At 68.8% G+C, this 17,097-nt stretch carries 16 protein-coding genes; 7 read left to right on the forward strand and 9 right to left on the reverse strand.

The window, feature by feature from the left end:
* Window positions 1–7: 7 nt before the first annotated feature.
* Window positions 8–1,795 (reverse strand): sugar-binding domain-containing protein, encoded by a 1,788-nt coding sequence (locus tag AXZ95_RS12790; protein ID WP_018192420.1) that lies wholly within the window; start codon window positions 1,793–1,795, stop codon window positions 8–10.
* A 52-nt stretch (window positions 1,796–1,847) separates the two neighbouring features.
* The gene (locus tag AXZ95_RS12795; protein ID WP_018192419.1) at window positions 1,848–2,858 is read right to left on the reverse strand and encodes a LacI family DNA-binding transcriptional regulator; all 1,011 of its coding nucleotides are present in this window, start codon (window positions 2,856–2,858) and stop codon (window positions 1,848–1,850) included.
* Between the two features lie 205 nt (window positions 2,859–3,063).
* On the opposite strand from AXZ95_RS12795, the gene AXZ95_RS12800 reads away from it, so the two are divergent.
* Genes AXZ95_RS12800 through AXZ95_RS12820 form a run of 5 tightly spaced genes read left to right on the forward strand, consistent with a single transcriptional unit; the run spans window position 3,064 to window position 8,161 of the window.
* Complete coding sequence (locus AXZ95_RS12800; RefSeq protein WP_018192418.1) at window positions 3,064–4,377, forward strand: ABC transporter substrate-binding protein; 1,314 nt, start codon at window positions 3,064–3,066, stop codon at window positions 4,375–4,377.
* Window positions 4,370–5,353, forward strand: a complete 984-nt coding sequence (locus AXZ95_RS12805; protein ID WP_018192417.1) for a sugar ABC transporter permease — start codon at window positions 4,370–4,372, stop codon at window positions 5,351–5,353. Before AXZ95_RS12800 ends, AXZ95_RS12805 begins: the two co-directional genes overlap by 8 nt.
* Entirely contained in the window at window positions 5,350–6,240 is an 891-nt protein-coding gene (locus AXZ95_RS12810) for a carbohydrate ABC transporter permease (RefSeq protein WP_018192416.1), read from the forward strand. Before AXZ95_RS12805 ends, AXZ95_RS12810 begins: the two co-directional genes overlap by 4 nt.
* Window positions 6,241–6,242: 2 nt before the next feature.
* Window positions 6,243–7,211, forward strand: coding sequence for a glycoside hydrolase family 43 protein (locus AXZ95_RS12815; protein WP_018192415.1), 969 nt, complete (start codon window positions 6,243–6,245; stop codon window positions 7,209–7,211).
* A complete protein-coding gene (locus AXZ95_RS12820) occupies window positions 7,208–8,161 on the forward strand; it encodes a glycoside hydrolase family 43 protein (protein ID WP_018192414.1) in 954 nt (317 codons plus the stop codon). Before AXZ95_RS12815 ends, AXZ95_RS12820 begins: the two co-directional genes overlap by 4 nt.
* 162 nt (window positions 8,162–8,323) lie before the next feature.
* Here AXZ95_RS12820 and AXZ95_RS12825 read toward each other — a convergent pair whose 3' ends face one another.
* From AXZ95_RS12825 to AXZ95_RS12835, 3 genes are read right to left on the reverse strand one after another with little or no spacing between them, the layout of a single operon-like run.
* Entirely contained in the window at window positions 8,324–9,394 is a 1,071-nt protein-coding gene (locus tag AXZ95_RS12825) for a low specificity L-threonine aldolase (protein ID WP_018192413.1), read from the reverse strand.
* Entirely contained in the window at window positions 9,391–10,122 is a 732-nt protein-coding gene (locus tag AXZ95_RS12830; protein WP_018192412.1) for an SDR family NAD(P)-dependent oxidoreductase, read from the reverse strand. Before AXZ95_RS12830 ends, AXZ95_RS12825 begins: the two co-directional genes overlap by 4 nt.
* Window positions 10,119–11,564 carry a DUF6421 family protein gene (locus AXZ95_RS12835; protein WP_018192411.1) on the reverse strand — a complete coding sequence of 482 codons (1,446 nt, stop codon included), beginning with the start codon at window positions 11,562–11,564 and terminating at the stop codon, window positions 10,119–10,121. The genes AXZ95_RS12830 and AXZ95_RS12835 overlap by 4 nt, the downstream gene beginning before the upstream one ends.
* Window positions 11,565–11,832: 268 nt before the next feature.
* On the opposite strand from AXZ95_RS12835, the gene AXZ95_RS12840 reads away from it, so the two are divergent.
* Window positions 11,833–12,729, forward strand: coding sequence for an SDR family NAD(P)-dependent oxidoreductase (locus tag AXZ95_RS12840; RefSeq protein WP_018192410.1), 897 nt, complete (start codon window positions 11,833–11,835; stop codon window positions 12,727–12,729).
* A gap of 75 nt (window positions 12,730–12,804) precedes the next feature.
* Window positions 12,805–14,232 (forward strand): APC family permease, encoded by a 1,428-nt coding sequence (locus tag AXZ95_RS12845; RefSeq protein WP_018192409.1) that lies wholly within the window; start codon window positions 12,805–12,807, stop codon window positions 14,230–14,232.
* Window positions 14,233–14,262: 30 nt separating this feature from the next.
* Here the strand turns inward: AXZ95_RS12845 and AXZ95_RS12850 are convergent, their stop codons facing one another.
* The 4 genes from AXZ95_RS12850 to AXZ95_RS12865 form a co-directional block, all read right to left on the reverse strand.
* Window positions 14,263–14,514, reverse strand: coding sequence for a hypothetical protein (locus tag AXZ95_RS12850; protein ID WP_018192408.1), 252 nt, complete (start codon window positions 14,512–14,514; stop codon window positions 14,263–14,265).
* Between the two features lie 112 nt (window positions 14,515–14,626).
* Window positions 14,627–15,094, reverse strand: coding sequence for an SRPBCC family protein (locus AXZ95_RS12855; protein WP_018192407.1), 468 nt, complete (start codon window positions 15,092–15,094; stop codon window positions 14,627–14,629).
* A 100-nt stretch (window positions 15,095–15,194) separates the two neighbouring features.
* Window positions 15,195–16,007: an ABC transporter permease gene (locus AXZ95_RS12860; protein WP_018192406.1), complete on the reverse strand. Its 813-nt coding sequence runs from the start codon at window positions 16,005–16,007 to the stop codon at window positions 15,195–15,197.
* A gap of 8 nt (window positions 16,008–16,015) precedes the next feature.
* Complete coding sequence (locus AXZ95_RS12865; RefSeq protein ID WP_018192405.1) at window positions 16,016–17,053, reverse strand: aliphatic sulfonate ABC transporter substrate-binding protein; 1,038 nt, start codon at window positions 17,051–17,053, stop codon at window positions 16,016–16,018.
* Window positions 17,054–17,097: the final 44 nt, after the last annotated feature.

A 17,097-nucleotide genomic window follows, 5' to 3' on the forward strand; every position in this document is an offset into this window, starting at 1 on the left:
GGGGCGGTCACGCGCCGAAGATCGCCCGCAGCTCCTCGATCGGCGCCTTCGGCCGGCGGTCCTCGAAGACCAGTCCGTTCGTCTCCTGACCGGTGTCGGCCAGCTGCGTGTAGCAGTAGCCCGCGAGGGGAGCGGACGACCGCACCGCGCCGACGAGGGCGCGCAGCCGCTCCACCAGGTCCGCCGCGCTGGTCGCCGTCGAGTAGCCCCAGGCGTCCTCCGGCCCGTTCTCGGTGTACGAGATGCCGCCGAACTCCGTCAGCATGATGGGGGCGTCGAGCCGCTGCTCAGCGTCGACCACCAGGCGACGGCCCGGGAGGGTGAACGGCGCGCCGAGGATGCCCTCGCGCGTCGCATACCGCTCGCGGACCCGCTCCGGATCGTGGTCGTAGTCGTGGATGGACAGGATGTCGGACGCCGCGTGCTCCCAGCCGTCGTTGGAGATGACCGGCCGGCTCGGGTCGACCGTCTTCGTGAGGTGCACGAGCGCCTTCGCGTACGACACCATCCGGGGGTCGTGGGCGAGGTGCTGCACGCCCCAGCTCTCGTTGAGCGGCACCCAGGTGACGATCGAAGGATGCGACCGGTCGCGGTCGAGGATTGCCGACCATTCGGCGAAACTGCGCCGCACGGCCTCCGGGCTGAACGCGTACGCCGCCGGCGCCTCGCCCCAGACGAGCAGACCGAGCTTGTCGGCCCAGAACAGGAAGCGGGGGTCCTCGTACTTCTGGTGCAGGCGCGCCGCGTTGAAGCCGAGGTCGAGGATGAGCTGGGCCTCTGCCCGCAGGGCGTCCGCGCTCGGCGCGGCCGAGTGCGACTCCGGCCAGTAGCCCTGGTTCAGTACGGAGCGCAGATAGAGGGGACGGTCGTTGAGCAGGAACCGGCCGCCCTCGACGGCGGTCGAGCGCAGACCGAAGTACGACGCGACGACGTCGCCCGCGCCCTCCGCGTCGTTCAGCGCGACGGTCGCATCCAGCAGCGTGGGATGCGCCGGCGACCACAGCAGCTCCTCGTAGGCCTGCCCGTTGGTCTGGCGGTGGATGCGGAACGGGATCTCCACCTCCCGCCCCGCGATCGCGGTCTCGACGCTCGCGAGCGGTTCGCCGCCGAGCTGCACGGTGATCCGCGCGGTCGTGCCCGCAGGCGCCGACCGGCTCAGGCGGAGCTGCGCCGTGACCTCGCCGGCCGGCACGTCGGTCAGCCAGTGCAGCTGCTCGACCCGTAGCGCGGGCGCGGCTTCCAGCCACACCGGCTGCCAGATCCCGGTGGTGCGGTGGTACCAGATGGAATGCGGGTGATGCCGCCAATCCTGCTTGCCGCGCGGCTGCGCCACGTCGGCGGGGTCGTCCTGCGCGCGGACGGTGATGGAGAAGTCGCCGTCGCCGATGAGGTCGGTGATGTCGAGGGCGAAGGGGGTCGAGCCGCCTTCGTGCCGTCCGGCCGAGCGTCCGTCGATCCAGACCTCGCAGGCGTGGTCGACCGCGCCGAAGTTCAGCAGCAGACGCTCGCCGGCCGGGACCTCGTCGCGCAGGACGGTGCGCTGGTACCAGACGACCGGATGGAAGCCGGTGTCGCCGACGCCCGAAGCGTCCGACTCGAACGGGAACGGCACCTGGATGACACCGGCCAGCGACCGGGACGACTCCCAGTGCTCCCGCAACCCGCGGTCGTCGTCGTCGAACGCGAACGTCCACGGACCGGAGAGGTCGAGCCAGTCGGCCCGGACGAGCTGCGGCCGCGGGTAGCGGCCGTCCTGGGCGGTGGCCGCATCCGTGCGGCGTTCCTCGGTGAGCATCCCATTAGCATGCACGATTCGTGCAGCGCTGTAAAGTCGGAAATCCGCTGCTTCAGGGGAGGGCGGGCGCGCTCTCCCGGGTGACCAGCGAAAAGGGCGCCAGCTCGTGGCGACCCATGCCGTCGAAGCCGCCGACGCGCTCCAGGAGCATCTCCACCGCCCGCGACGCGAGCCCGCGCATGTCCGGCGCGACCGAGGTGATCGACGGGTAGGTGACCGCCGTCATCGGCGTGTTGTCCCATCCCGTCACCGCGACGTCGTCTGGCACGTGGATGCCGCGCTCCTGCAGGGCGCGCAGGGCGCCGATGGCGGCGAGGTCGTCGCGGCAGACCAGGCCGTCGAACCGCAGTCCGGCGTCGAGGGCGGCGCCGACCGCGCGCACCGCGTTGCCCGCCGAAACGGCGATGCTCGAGATCAGCAGCTCCGGCTCCGGCGTGATGCCCGCATCCTCGAGCGCCTGCTGGTAGCCGGCGATGCGGAGCTTCGACGTCCGCGTCGGGCGCGCGCTCTCGTGGCCGGCGAACGCGATCCGCTTCCGGCCGAGCGACAGCAGGTGCTCCGTCGCCGTCCTGGCGGCCTCCACGTTGTCGATCATGATGCGGTCGACGGTCAGCGGGGCGGCGTTCTCGCCCAGGACGACCAGGGGGATGTCGGTGCGCGACTGCGCCAACTCGGCGGAGTTCATGACGCTCGGCTGGAAGATCATTCCGTCGACCAGGCCGGACTCGCCCGCGGAGACGACCGCACGCTCGCCCTCGATCGTCCCCTCGGTCTGCTCCAGCAGCACGCGGTAGCCGCGGCGCTCCGCCTCGTCGGCGACCACACGCGCGAGCTCGGCGAAGTAGGGCAGCGTCACGTCGGCGAACGCCAGGGCCAGAAGCCCGGTCCGGCCGGTCGCGAGGCGGCGTCCCATGATGTTGGGGCGGTAGCCGAGCTCGTCGATCGCGCGCTGCACACGCTCCCGCATCGCCGGGCTGACGTGCGCGTAGTTGCGGACCACGTTCGAGACGGTCTTCATCGACACGCCCGCGTGCTCCGCCACATCCTGAAGCCTCACGGCCATGGCGCCTCCTTCCGCATCATCGATCGGGTGCCTGCGGGGTCACTCTACAGGGAGCCAACCAATGCAGACATTGTGAGGTTGACACGCTCTGTTCAGCGCTGTAAATTCGCCAAGCATGCCGAGTGTATCCGGCTCCAGCACCACCGATCACGCCGCCGGCCCGATGGAAGGGCTGCGTGAAAGGCTCACTCAAGGGAGAGATCACATGAAGAAGCGATTCGCCGCACGTGCGATCGCAGTGGCGGTCACCGCGGGCCTCGGGCTCGCGCTGACGGCCTGCGGAAGCAGCAGCTCCGGAGGTGGCGGAGACGTCTCCTCCGCCGACTACACCGGACCGAAGGTCACCATCAGCTTCTGGAACGGCTGGACCGGCGGCGCCGCTCCCGTGCTCGTGCCGAAGCTGATCGACAAGTTCAACTCCGAGCACAAGAACATCGTCGTCAAGGATGTTCCGATGGAGTGGGCGGACATCGCCCGCAAGATGCCCCTGGCCGTGAAGGCGGGCAAGGGCCCGGACGTCGCGGTCGGCCACGGCGACGACATCGCCACCTACGCAGCGCAGGGTCTCGTGCTCAAGGCGGACAGCATCGTGAAGTCCCTCGGCTACAAGGCCGACGACTTCCCGGAGGGGCTGCTCGACGCCGGCAAGTACAACGGCAGCCAGTACGCCGTGCCGTGGAGCATCACTCCGCTCGGCCTGTACGTCAACAAGGACGTGCTGCAGGCGGCCGGGGTCGACCCGAACAGCATCCCGCAGGACAAGGACTCCTACCTGGCGGCGCTCGAGAAGCTGAAGGCCGCGGGCGTCCAGGGCGAGTGGGTCGACGGTTACGTCTTCACCGGGACCTTCGAGTTCGAGAGCCTCCTCTGGCAGTACGGCGGAGACCTCTTCAACAAGGACGTCTCGAAGGCGACCTTCAACTCGGACGCGGGCGTCAAGGCGCTCACCTGGATGACCGACCTGATCAAGAAGGGCTACAGCCCGGCCGACGTGGCGCAGGACGGCAACATCAACGCCCTCATCGCCGGCAAAACCGCCTTCAACTGGAACGGTGTCTGGCAGACCACCAACACCGCGTTCGACAAGCTGAAGTGGCAGGCGGTCGCCGTGCCGCAGATCGGTGACGAGAAGGCCGTCTGGTCGAGCTCCACCCACTGGATGTTCATGAACAACAAGGGCCAGGACAAGAACAAGACCGCCGCCGCGGCGACGTTCGTCAAGTGGATGAACGACAACTCGGCCGACTGGCCGAAGACCGGTGAGCTGCCCGCCAAGAACTCGGTTCGCGACGACCCGAAGCTGGTGCAGACCTACCCGAACCTGAAGCCGTTCCTCGACGAGCTGCCCTACGCGCACTACGAGCCCATCGCACCGGGCATCACCACGGTGGAGGCGACGATCACCGTCGCGGTGAACGAGGCCATCACCGGCAAGAAGGACCCGAAGCAGGCTCTGGATGACGCGGCTGCCAAGGCCGACACCCTGCTGAAGCAGAACAAAGAGAAGTACGGTGACTGACACCGCTTCGATCGTGGCGCCCCGGGAGACCGGGGCGCCACGCCCGTCCCGCTCCGGCAGGAAGGCCGGCCGACGGCCCGGCGCACCCCGGCGCACCGGCGTCGCCTACATCTTCCTGGCGCCGTTCCTCATCCTCTTCATCGTGTTCGTGCTGGCGCCCGCGGTGTTCGGCCTGTGGATCAGCCTCACGAACTGGAGCCCGTTCCGGGCCACCCAGAAGTTCATCGGGCTGCAGAACTACATCGATCTGTTCACCCCCGGCAGTGCGACGTCGGGCGACTTCTGGCAGTCGATGGCCGCCACCGGCATCTTCACGCTCGCGAGCGTCCCCTTCCTCCTGATCATCCCGCTGCTGATCGCAGTGCTGCTCAACCAGAGGATCCGCGCCGGCTCGTTCTTCCGCGGTGTCTTCTTCGCCCCCTACGTGCTGGGTGTCGCCGTCATCAGCGTCATCTGGAAGTACCTCCTCGACACCCAGTCCGGCATCATCAACCACCTGCTGGGGATGATCGGCCTGCCCGACAACCTGCCCTGGACGGTCGACGTACCGTGGGTGTGGGTCACGCTGGCCGGCGTCACCGTGTGGTGGACCATGGGCTTCAACACGGTCATCATCCTGGCCGGCTTGAAGGGCATCAGCCCGGACCTCTACGAAGCCGCCGCGCTCGACGGAGCAGGAGCCTGGCGCCAGTTCATCAGCGTGACGCTGCCGGGTCTCCGCCAGGTCATGACCTTCGTCATCACGATCACCATCCTCGCGAGCGCGAACATGTTCGGGCAGGCGTTCCTCATCACGAAGGGCGGTCCGGGCAACACGACACGCACGGCGATCATGTACATCGCCGACCAGGGCCTGTCGCAGAACAACCTGGCCGCCGCGGCGGCGATGAGCTACGTGCTGTTCGCCTTCCTCGCGATCATCAGCATCATCAACTTCCGCCGGCAGCGGGAGCGGGCAGAGAAGAGCGCCTCATGACGACGACGGCCCCCGAAAAGACCGAGACGCCCCGGACTATCCGCGCGCGGCGCAAGCAGACGCCGCAGGCGGCAGCCCGCAAGACCCTGCTCTACGCCGTGCTGATCGTGCTGGCGCTGGTGGTCATCCTGCCGCTGGCGTGGATCCTGCTGACCTCGTTCAAGACGGACGGCGACGCCATCCGCAACCCGTACTCGGCGTTCCCGAACCCGTTCTCGACCGAGGCGTACACGACGCTGTCGAGCGGTCAGCAGCCGGTGTTCCGCTGGTTCCTGAACAGTCTCGCGGCCGCCGCGCTGCAGACGGTGCTCATCCTGGTCACGGCGAGCATGGCCGCCTATGCGCTCGCCCGCCTGGAGTTCTGGGGCAAGCGGATCGTCTTCGGCCTGATCATCTCCACCCTGCTCGTCCCGCCGGTCATCTTCCTCATCCCGAACTACCTGATCGTGCAGAACCTCGGCTGGCTCGACACGATCTGGGCGATCACCATCCCGGGTGCGGCGAGCGCGTTCGGCGTGTTCTTCCTCCGGCAGTTCTTCGTGGGCCTTCCGGCGGAGATCGAGGAGGCGGCGCGGATCGACGGCGCCGGCGACTTCCGGATCTTCCTCCAGATCGTGCTGCCGCTGGCCCGCCCCGCGCTCGCGACGCTCGCGGTGCTGAGCTTCCTCGCCAACTGGAACGACTTCCTGTGGCCGGTCTACGTGCTGCTCAGCCCGGAGAACCTGACGCTCCAGCCCGGTCTGTCGCAGCTGCAGGGCGCATACTCCACGCACTACGCCATCGTGATGGCGGGCGCCGTGATCGCGTCGGTGCCGGTGCTCATCCTGTTCTTCTTCGCCCAGAAGCAGATCGTCGAGAGCGTCGCCACCAGCGGGGTCAAGGGGTGAGGATGCGCCGCGCGGCCGCTGTCACGGCGACGGCCATCGCTCTGGCGGCGGCGCTCGCGGGATGCTCGGCCGGCTCGGAGCCCGGCGCGTCGCCGTCGAGCGAGGTCGCGCCCTTCCAGATCGACAGCGACTTCCCCGATCCCGGCGCGCTGGTGGTCGGCGACCGGGTGTACGCGTACGCGACCAACACCGCCGCCGTGAACGTCCAGGTCGCCACCTCCGACGACATGAAGACGTGGACGCTGAGCGACGAGGATGCGATGCCCGAGTTGCCGTCGTGGGCCGTGAAGGGCAAGACCTGGGCCCCCGGCCCGGCGGAGCTCGCCGACGGCCGGTTCGCCCTGTACTTCACCGCGTCGGACGCGGCCAGTAAGTTCCAGTGCATCGGCGTCGCGTTCGCCGACCGGCCGGAGGGGCCGTTCACCTCGACGGCGGACAAGCCCCTGGTCTGCCCGGAAGATGAAGGTGGCGCGATCGACGCCAGCGTGACCGCCGACGAGAACGGCCAGCGTTACCTGGTCTGGAAGAACGATGGCAACTGCTGCGGCTACGACACCTGGATCTCCGCTCAGCCGCTGTCGGCCGACGGCGCCTCGCTGACCGGGCAGCCGACCCGGCTGATCAAGCAGACCGAGTCGTGGGAGGGCACGCTCGTCGAGGCGCCGGTGATCGTGCGCCACGACGACGAGTACGTGCTGCTCTATTCGGCCAACGACTACGCCAACTCCTCCTACGTGACCGGTGTCGCGACGGCGAAGAGCCTGCTCGGGCCGTACACCAAGGAGAAGGAGCCGCTGCTCTCGACCCCCGGCTCGAAGGGACGGTACCTCGGGCCCGGCGGCGAGGACCTCGTGACCTTCCATGGCAAGGACTGGATGCTCTTCCACTCGTGGGACGAGGCGTTCGCCTACCGTGGCATGCACGCCGTCCCGGTGACGTGGAAGAGCGGCCTGCCGGAGCTCGCGCCGTGACCGGTGCCCTCCTCCACGTGGACCGGCATTGGGGTCCGGTCTGGGAGGGGTACTTCGCCGACCCGTTCGTGCTGCGTCTGCCCGACGGCGGGTACGTCGCCTACGGCACCCACCCGGGCAGCGGTGGCGACCGCGTGTTCGAGGCGCTGCGCTCGCCCGACCTGGTGCAGTGGGAGAGCGCCGGGGCCGTGCTGGAACGCGTCGACGACACTCTCGGGGCGGACTACTGGGCGCCCGAGGTGGCCTACGCGCACGGCGCCTACTGGATGTACTACTCGGTCGGCCGCGGCATCGAGGGCCACCATCTGCGGGTGGCGCGCTCCGACTCCCCGGTCGGACCCTTCCGCGACCTCGGCGTCGACCTGACCCCGGGCGAGGTCTTCGCGATCGACGCGCACCCGTTCCAGGACGTCGATGGCCGCTGGTACCTCTACTTCGCGCACGACGTACTCGACCACGAGCGCCCGGGCACCCACCTCGCCGTCGCCCCGCTCGACGAGGGGATGACGACCCTGGACGGACCGCCGGTCCCGGTGCTCGCCCCCGACGCCGACTGGCAACTGTATGAACGCGACCGGCTCATCCACGGTCGACGGTTCGACTGGCACACGCTCGAAGGGCCCGCCGTGCTGCATCGCGGCGGGCGGTACTGGTTGACGTACTCCGGCGGCGCCTGGACGGGGCCCGGGTACGCCGTCGGCGTCGCCGCTGCCGAGCATCCACTCGGACCGTGGAGCCATGTGGACCAGCCGGCGCTGCTGAAGAGCGGAGGCGACCTGCGCGGTCCCGGCCACAACTCGCTCACCGTCGCGCCGGACGGGACGGACGTGATCGCGTTCCACTCCTGGAACGCGGACGCGACCGCACGTCAGCTGCACCTGGGCGCCCTGCGCATCCGCCGTGCTGTGCTTCCGCCGTTAAACCACGATGCCGGGCTGTGGGAAGACTAGGGTTTCTTCACACGGCCCGGCATACGTTTCGGGGTTACGCCGGATGGATATTCGGGTTCCTCCGCCGCTCTTCGAGACTACAGGAAAAGTCCCCATTGTGTAGGTTGAATGGAGGACAATTTTGTACCCCGGTCTGGCCCCAGTGCGAGGGGTAAGCGTCGCTCAGGCCTTCAGTTCCTGCGCGAGTGCGGCCACGAAGGCGTCGATGTCCTCTTCCGTGGTGTCGAATGCGCACATCCAGCGCACCTCGTTGTTGGCCGCATCCCAGTCGTAGAACCGGAAGTGCTGCCGCAGCCGGTCGGCGACGCCGCTCGGGAGGGTCGCGAAGACTCCGTTCGCCTGTGTCTTCTGGCTGAAGCCGACGCCCTGGATGCTGCCATCGGCGATGCCTGCCTCCAGCGCCGTGCGCAGCCGAGTCGCCATCGCGTTGGCGTGCGAGGCCGAGCGCAGGTACAGGTCGTCGGTGAGCAGCGCGATGAGCTGTGCCGAGATGAACCGCATCTTCGACGCCAGCTGCATGTTCAGCTTGCGGAGATAGATCATCCCCTCCGACGCCTGCGGGTTGAGCACGACGACGGCCTCGCCGTAGAGCATGCCGTTCTTGGTCCCGCCGAAGCTGAGCACATCCACGCCGGCATCCGTCGTGAAGGCCCGCAGCGGGACGCCGAGGGTGGCCGCCGCGTTGGCGATGCGGGAGCCGTCCATGTGCAGCTTCATGCCGAGCGCGTGGACGTGGTCGGCGATCGCGCGGACCTCCTCCACCGTGTACGCGGTACCGAGCTCGGTCGTCTGCGTGATCGACACGACCAGCGGCTGAGCGCGGTGCTCGTCGCCCCAGCCCCACGCCTCGCGGTCGATGAGCTCCGGCGTCAGCTTGCCGTCGGGCGTCTCGACCGGGAGCAGCTTGATGCCCGCCACCTTCTCGGGCGCACCGGCCTCGTCGGTGTTGATGTGCGCGGTCTTCGCGCACACGACGGCGCCCCAGCGCGGCAGCATCGACTGCAGGCCGACCACGTTCGCCCCGGTCCCGTTGAACACCGGATACACCTCGACGCCCTCGCCGAAGTGCTCGGCGAAGACCTCGTGCAGGCGCGCTGTGTAGACGTCCTCGCCGTACGCGATCTGGTGGCCGTTGTTCGCGGCCGCGATGGCGTCGAGGATCTCGGGGTGCACACCCGCATAGTTGTCGGAGGCGAAGCCGCGGAGGGTGAGGTCGTGGAGTTGAAGCGTCACGACTCCATCTTCCCAGGCTCGAGGGGGATGCGTCGGCCGTTGACCGCCGCCGCGTCCTGCTCCCACAGGCGCACGACCTCGTCTCCGAGCTGCGGCTCGAGGCCCTCCAGGGTCTTCACGACGAAGACGGTCGCCGCCGACTGGGGCGCCTGCTTGGCGAAGCCCTGCGCGATGGCGCGCACCCAGGCGTCGGCTGCCGCCTTCGCTGCAGCGTAGTTCGCGCCGCCCGGGTACGGCTTCTCGACCGCGGTCGACGAGACGATCGCCAGCCGGCCGGCGGGCGAGGCGACGAGGTCGTCGAAGAAGATGCGGGTGGTGTTGCGGAGGGTGCGGAAGGCCCGCTCCAGGAACTCCCAGTCCTCGTCGCTCTGGCCCGCGATCCCGCCGCCGCCGCGCCAGCCGCCCACGAGGTGGATGAGGCCGTCGATGTGGCCGAACTTCAGGTGGATGCGCATGGCCAGCTCGGCGACTGCATCCCGGTCGGACAGATCGCAGGGACGCGTCTCGACGCCCGGGACCGCCGCGGCCAGCGCATCCAGCGCCTCCTGCCGGGTTCCGACCGCCAGGACGGTCGCGCCGGCCGCGACCAGCGCGCGGGCGACCGCTTCGCCCGACGCGCTGGTGGCGCCGGCGATCAGGACGAGCCGGCCGCGGACGGTGTCCGCGCCGAGCGGCCCGGCCTCCGAGGAGGGCCGGGCCGCCTGGTCCGCCGAGGGGGCGTCCGTCATGCCGCGTCCGTCGTCCCGGTGATGCCGGCCGTCGACTCGATGACGGTCGCCATCTTCTTGTTCAGCGCCTCGTAGAACATCGAGAGCGGGAACTCGTCGTCCAGCACCTGGTCGGTGTAGCCCTTCGGCGGTCCGGCCAGGACCTCGTCCGACAGCCCGCGCGCCCAGTTGGAGGCGGGGTGCGGGGTGAGGGTCTCGGTGAGCATCTCGTAGGCCGCCAGCCAGTGCGCCACCTTCGGCCGGTCGATCGAACGCCAGTACAGGTCGTTGATCCGGTCGCTGAGGGCGATGACCACGTCGGAGACGTTCTCCCAGTCGATGGTGAGCTGGGTGTCCGTCCAGTGCAGCACGTCGTGCTGGTGCATCCACGCGAACAGCAGCTGGCCGCCGAGTCCGTCGTAGTTGCGCACGCGGCTGCCGGTGATCGCGAACCGGAAGATGCGGTCGAAGATCACCGCGTACTGCACCAGGTGCGCGTGGTCGCGGATAGCGCGCTGCGCCTCCGAGAGCTCGGCGTCGGGCAGGGCGCTGAGCTCGCGCTCCAGCTTCACCGACTCGCGGAAGGCGGTCAGGTCGCACCGCAGCTCCTCCAGCGAGTAGAGGAAGAACGGCATCCGCTGCTTGATCATGAACGGGTCGAACGGCAGGTCGCCGCGCATGTGGCTGCGGTCGTGGATGATGTCCCACATCACGAAGGTCTCCTCCGTGAGGTGCTGGTCGTCCAGCATCGCAGCCGCGTCGTCCGGCAGCTCCAGCTTGGTGATCTCGGCGGCGGCGCGCACCACCCGGCGGTACCGGGCGGCCTCGCGGTCCTGGAAGATGGCACCCCAGGTGAACGCGGGGATCTCGCGCATGGCCACGGTCTCGGGGAACAGCACCGCCGAGTTGGTGTCGTAACCGGGCGTGAAGTCCACGAACCGCAGGGCGACGAACAGCTTGTTGCCGTAGTCGCCGGCCTCCAGCTCCGCCACGAACTCCGGCCAGATCACCTCGACCAGCAGGGCCTCGACGTGACGGTCGGGGCTGCCGTTCTGCGTGTACATGGGGAACACGACCAGGTGGCCGAGCCCATCCACGCGGTGCTGCTGCGGCTGGAACTCGTTCAGCGCGTCGAGGAAGTCGGGGACGCCGAAGCCCTCGTCCGCCCAGCGCGTGAAGTCGCGCTGCAGCGCGGCCAAGTAGGACGCGTCGTGCGGGAACGCCGGTGCGAGTGCGGCGATCGAGTCGACGATGGTGCGGACGTGCTCTGCGGCGGCCGGGCGGTCGGACTCCTGCTCGACCGAGCCGTCCTTCACCTGGAGGGCCTGCAGCGCGACGGCGGCGTCCTTGAGGCGCAACCAGGCGGGGTCGTTCGCGACCTCGCGGACCGGGCGGCCGTCCTCGACGACCTCGGGCTCCCCGACAATGGCGTCTGCGGTGAAGTGCTGGACGAATTGAGACATGACGAACCTCCCGTCGTTGGTCGGCCGCTCGCACGCGGCAGGGTGTGGATGTGACGAGCCTATCCGGGGATCGCGAGCGTTTTGTTGTCTCTTCCGGCGGAAAACTGCGCCGTCCCGCTGCGATGCGCAACAAACCCTTCCGTCGCCCCCACCGTCGAGTCCGCACAATTTGCACACGAAACGCCGCGCGGGCGTGCAAAGTTTGCGGACTCGACGGTGGGCCGAGGCCGGAGGCGACGGGAGGGACGGACGCTGCGATGATGGGGGGATGGCGAGAACGGTTCGCGGGGCGCGTGTACTCATCACCGGCGCGGCCTCGGGCATGGGGCGGTTGTACGCCGAGCGCGCCGTGCTCGAGGGCGCGCGAGCGGTCGTGCTCTGGGACCGGGACGAGGCTGCGCTCACCGAGCTGACGCACCGGTTGCGGCGCGAGGTGCTCGCCGGACGCACCGCCGCTGCCTGGGGAGCGCCGCCACGGTCACCGAGCTCGGCGGCCGGGAAGGCATCCACCAGTGTGCTGCCCTACGTCGTCGACCTCGCGGAGCTCGGCGCGATCGCGCAGAGTGCGCAGGCGGTGCGCAAGGAGCTCGGCGGGATCGACGTGCTCATCAACAACGCGGGCATCGTGCGGGGCAAGTACTTCTGGGAGCACGACAACGGCGACGACACCCGCCCGACCATGCAGGTCAACGCTCTCGCCCCGATGTACGTGACGCGGGAGTTCCTGCCCGGGATGCAGCAGAGCCCCCGCGAGGCCCGCATCGTCAACATCGCCTCGGCTGCCGGGACGATTTCCAACCCGCGCATGAGTGTCTACGCCGCAAGCAAGTGGGCGGTGATCGGCTGGAGCGACAGCGTCCGCCTCGAACTGCAGCAGCAGGGCTACGGCCACGTGAAGGTCACGACGGTCGCGCCGAGCTACATCGACACGGGGATGTTCGAGGGCGCCCGCGGGCCGCTCCTGACCCCGGTGATGAGCCCCGAGTACGTGGTCGACCGGGTCTGGCGGGCGATGCTCGCGGGCCGTCCGATGCTGATGCTCCCCTGGACGGTCGGGCTGGCCCGGACCCTCCGCGGCGTGCTCCCTACCCGTGCGTGGGACGCCGTCGCCGGCCGCGTCTTCGGCGTCTACGACTCGATGGAGGGGTTCACCGGCCGCCAATAGCCCGCGTCGGTACTCCCATTTCTGTGAGAACTCACATACAGTGGCTCCCCGAGCGAACGTCGAAGGGAGCCGACCGTGAGCGATCCGTCGTGGACCCAGGTGGTCAAGACCGTCGAGCCGGAACAGCCGGAGCTGAAACGAGCCCTCGGGCCGGGACTGCTGCTGTTGTTCATCGTCGGCGACATCCTCGGCACGGGCGTGTACGCCCTGACCGGTCAGGTCGCCGCGGAGGTGGGCGGCGCGGCGTGGCTGCCGTTCCTGCTGGCGTTCGCCGTGGCGACCGTGACCGCCTTCTCCTACCTCGAGCTGGTCACCAAGTACCCGCAAGCCGCGGGCGCCGCTCTGTATACGCATAAAGCGTTCGGCATCCACTTCTTCACGTTCATCGTGTGCTTCATCGTCATGACGTCCGGCATCACGTCGGCGTCGACGGCGTCGCGCGCGTTCGCGGTGAACCTCACGGTCGGCTTCGGCATCCCGGATGACAACGTCACGACGCTGCTCATCGCCCTCGCCTTCATCGTGCTCATCATGCTGGTGAACCTGCGCGGCGTTTCCGAGAGCGTGTGGCTCAACGTCGTGCTCACCCTCGTGGAGCTCTCCGGTCTGCTGCTGGTGATCTTCATCGGGCTCTGGGCGATCGGCGGCGGCAACGCGGACTGGTCGCAGGTGGTCGCGTTCGAGACGCCGGAGGACAAGGGCGTTCTGCTGGCCGTGAGCACGGCGACCTCGCTGGCGTTCTTCGCCATGGTCGGCTTCGAGGATTCGGTCAACATGGCCGAGGAGACGAAGGAGCCGAGCCGGATCTTCCCGAAGATGATGCTGAGCGGACTCGGCATCGCGGCGGTCATCTATGTACTGGTGTCGATCACCGTCGTCGCGCTGGTCCCGATCGGCCAGCTGGCCGGCAGCGAGACCCCGCTGGTGCTGGCGGTCGAGGCGGCGGCGCCGGGCTTCCCGATCAACGACCTGCTGCCGTTCATCTCGATGTTCGCCGTGGCCAACACCGCTCTCATCAACATGATGATGGCGAGCCGCCTGCTCTACGGCATGAGCCGCCAGAACGTGCTTCCGCCGTTCCTGGCGAAGGTGTCGCCCAAGCGCCGGACGCCGTGGACGGCCATCCTGTTCACCACGGCGCTCGCCGTGGCCCTGATCATCTACGTGTCGCTCGACCCGAAGGGCTCGATCGTCGCCCTGCTCGGAGGCACGACATCCCTGCTTCTGCTGGCGGTGTTCGCGGTCGTCAACGTGGCCGTGCTGGTGCTGCGCAAGCAGCCGGTGGACCACAAGCACTTCCGGTCGCCGACGGTGCTGCCGATCATCGGTGCGATCACCTGCCTGTATCTGGTGTTCCCGTGGACCTCCGGCCGCCCGGTCGGCCAGTACACGATCGCGCTCGGGCTCCTCGGCATCGGCATCCTGCTGTGGATCGTCGAGCGGATCTACTCCGCGGCCGCCCGCCGGCGCTTGGCATCGGAGAAGGTCGACTCGACCCGCTGACCCGCGTGCGACGCCTGATCGCCCGCGTGGTCAGGCGTCGCCGGCTCGGTGACTCGGGTCGCCGCGCTCGACGATCGCGGCGGGGTCGAGGTCGTCCTCGGGCGGGACGGGGATATCTCCCACGTCGTCGGGGCCGCCGGTTCCCGGGCGCACGGCGGCGCCATCCGACTCCTCCTGCTTGACCTCGGTCTCGCGCACGCTCGCGGGGCTGTACGAGCGGTCCTTCGCGGTCTGGTCGGCGTCGCTCTGGTGCTCGTCGGGGGCGTCCGGTGTCGCGTTCATTGGAGGGACGGTACGCGCAGATCCCGGGACGCCCAAGCCCCGACGCAGAGAACGGCGCCGGTGCAGATCGCACCGGCGCCGTTCTCGTAGCTCTGGGGGAGGAGCGGACGGATCAGACCGTGTCGCCGCGGTCCACCTCGCCGCGCCAGGCACCCGTCTCGGTGCCCTGCGACTCGATGAACTTCTTGAAGTTCTCCAGGTCCTTCTTCACGGCGTGGTCGTCGAGGCCGAACACGGACCCGATCTTCTCGAGCGCGTCCGACGGCGCCCACTCCAGCTGCACCGTCACCTTGGTCTCGGTGTCGGAGAGCCGGTGGAAGGTCACGACGCCCGCGTGCTCCGTGTCACCCGCGACGGACTTCCACGCCACCCGCTCGTCCGGAAGCTGCTCGGTGATGACCGTGTCGAACTGCCGCTCCGCGCCGCCGATCTTCACGCGCCAGTGGTTCGTGGTGTCGTCGACCTGGCGGATCTCCTCGACCTCGTCGAGGAAGTGCGGGAAGGACTCGAACTGGGTCCACTGGTTGTACGCCGTCGAGACCGGCACGTTGACGTCGATGGACTTGGTCACTGCAGCCATTACGGCTCCTTTCGCTGTCATCTGGGTTCCGGGACGACGGTAGGCCCGGCAGCGAATGGGTATAGACCCTGGACTTCACAGGTGGATCGTGCGACGAGGCTCAGCCCCAGCGGCGGGCCGTCCACCGCTCGAACAGACCGAGCAGCGAGTCGGTGATGATGCCCAGGATCGCCAGCAGGATGATCGCCAGGAAGAGGCGGTCGGTCCGACCGTTGTTCTGCGAGTCGATGAGCAGGAAGCCGAGTCCCATCGACGACGCGATCAGCTCTGCGGCGACGAGGAACAGCCACGCCTGCGCCATGGCGAGTCGGAGACCGGAGATCACCGACGGCAGCACGGCGGGGAGTTGGACGGTCGTCAAGAGCCGGACGCCGTTCAGCCCGAACGCGCGTCCCGCCTCCACCAGCTGACGGTCGACGTGCTTCAGCGCAGCGCCGACCGTCGTGTAGACGGGGAAGAACGCGCCGATCGCGATCAGGATGATCTTCGAGTCCTCGCCGATCTTGAACCACAGGATCAGCAGGGGCACCCAGGCGAGCGACGGAACCGCCCGGATGGCGGCGAGCGTCGGGCTGAACAGCACATCCGACCAGCGCGACAGACCCACCAGAGCCCCGAGCAGGAGGCCGAGGCCCGCGCCGAAAGCGAAGCCGATGAGCACCCGCTGGGTCGAGATCGCCACGAACTGCCCCAGCAATCCACGCTGGGCGAGGTCGACCGCGGCCTCCCACACCATCGCGGGCGACGGCAGCTGCGACGACGTGAACGCACCGGAGGTCGACGCCACCTGCCACACGGCGAGCAGCACGACGGGGATGACGAACCCCGCGGCGATCCTCACCCCGCGGCGCGACAGCACGGACGTGCGTGCGGCCGCCGTCGTGACGACCTCCGGTGCGTTCTGGACGGTCATGGGATGCGTCAGCCTCCGATGGCGCTCGGGTCGGCCTTCTTCGCGAAGGTCGGGTCGAGCAGCGAGTCGAGCGCCTTGTCGATGTCGGTCTGGGACTTCACGTCGCCGGACTCGACGAAGATCGGGCCCACCTTCTTCAGCACGGCCAGCTGCGCGTTGCCGGGGATGTTCGAGACGTCCAGGTTGGTGCGCTCGGTGATCACCGTGGTGGCGACGGCGGGGTCGATGCCGGCGACATCCGAGAGGATCTTCGCGGTCTCCTCGGGGTGCTTCTCGGCCCAGGCCCGGGCGTACTCGTAGGTGTTCACGACGGTCTGGGCGACATCCGGCTTCGAGTCGAGGAACGACTCCGTGGCGTTGAGGAAGCCGTAGGTGTTGAACTTCACGTTGCGATAGATGAGCTTCGCGCCCGACTTCTCGGCGTTGGCCATGATCGGGTCGAGGCCGCTCCACGCATCGACGGAGCCGTTCTGCAGGGCGGCCCAGCCGTCGGCGTGCTGGAGGTTCTGGATGGTGACATCCTTGGCCGAGAGACCGTTCGCCTCGAGCGCCTGCAGCAGGAAGAAGTACGGGTCGGTGCCCTTCGTGGCCGCGACCTGCTTGCCCTTGAGGTCCTTCACCGACGTGATGGTCGAGTTCGGGCCGACGACGATGGCCGACCACTCGGGCTGCGAGAAGATGTCGATGGTCTTGATCTGCGATCCGTTCGAGCGGGCCAGGAGCGCGGCCGAGCCGGCGGTCGAGCCGACGTCGATCGCGCCGGAGCGGAGCGCCTCGTTCGCCTTATTGGACCCGGCGGACTGCACCCAGTTGACCGTGATGTCCTGCTTCTTCAGGGCCTTCTCCAGCCAGCCCTCCTTCTTGATGACGAGGCTGAGCGGGTTGTAAGTCGCGAAGTCGATGTTGAGCGTTCCGCCCTTCGTCACTCCGGCGGAGTTGGTGGCGCCGGACGCGGAGCCCTCGCCGGCGACGCAGCCGGTCAGCAGCAGGCTGGCGGCCGCGACGATGCCGGCGGCGGCGGTCAGGATGGTGGGTCTGCGGCGCATGATGCCTCTCTCGGGGGTGTGTGGGGGAGCGGGTGGTGCGGCTG

It is taken from the genome of Leifsonia sp. 115AMFTsu3.1 (genome assembly GCF_004362795.1).
Classification (GTDB): Bacteria; Actinomycetota; Actinomycetes; order Actinomycetales; family Microbacteriaceae; genus Leifsonia.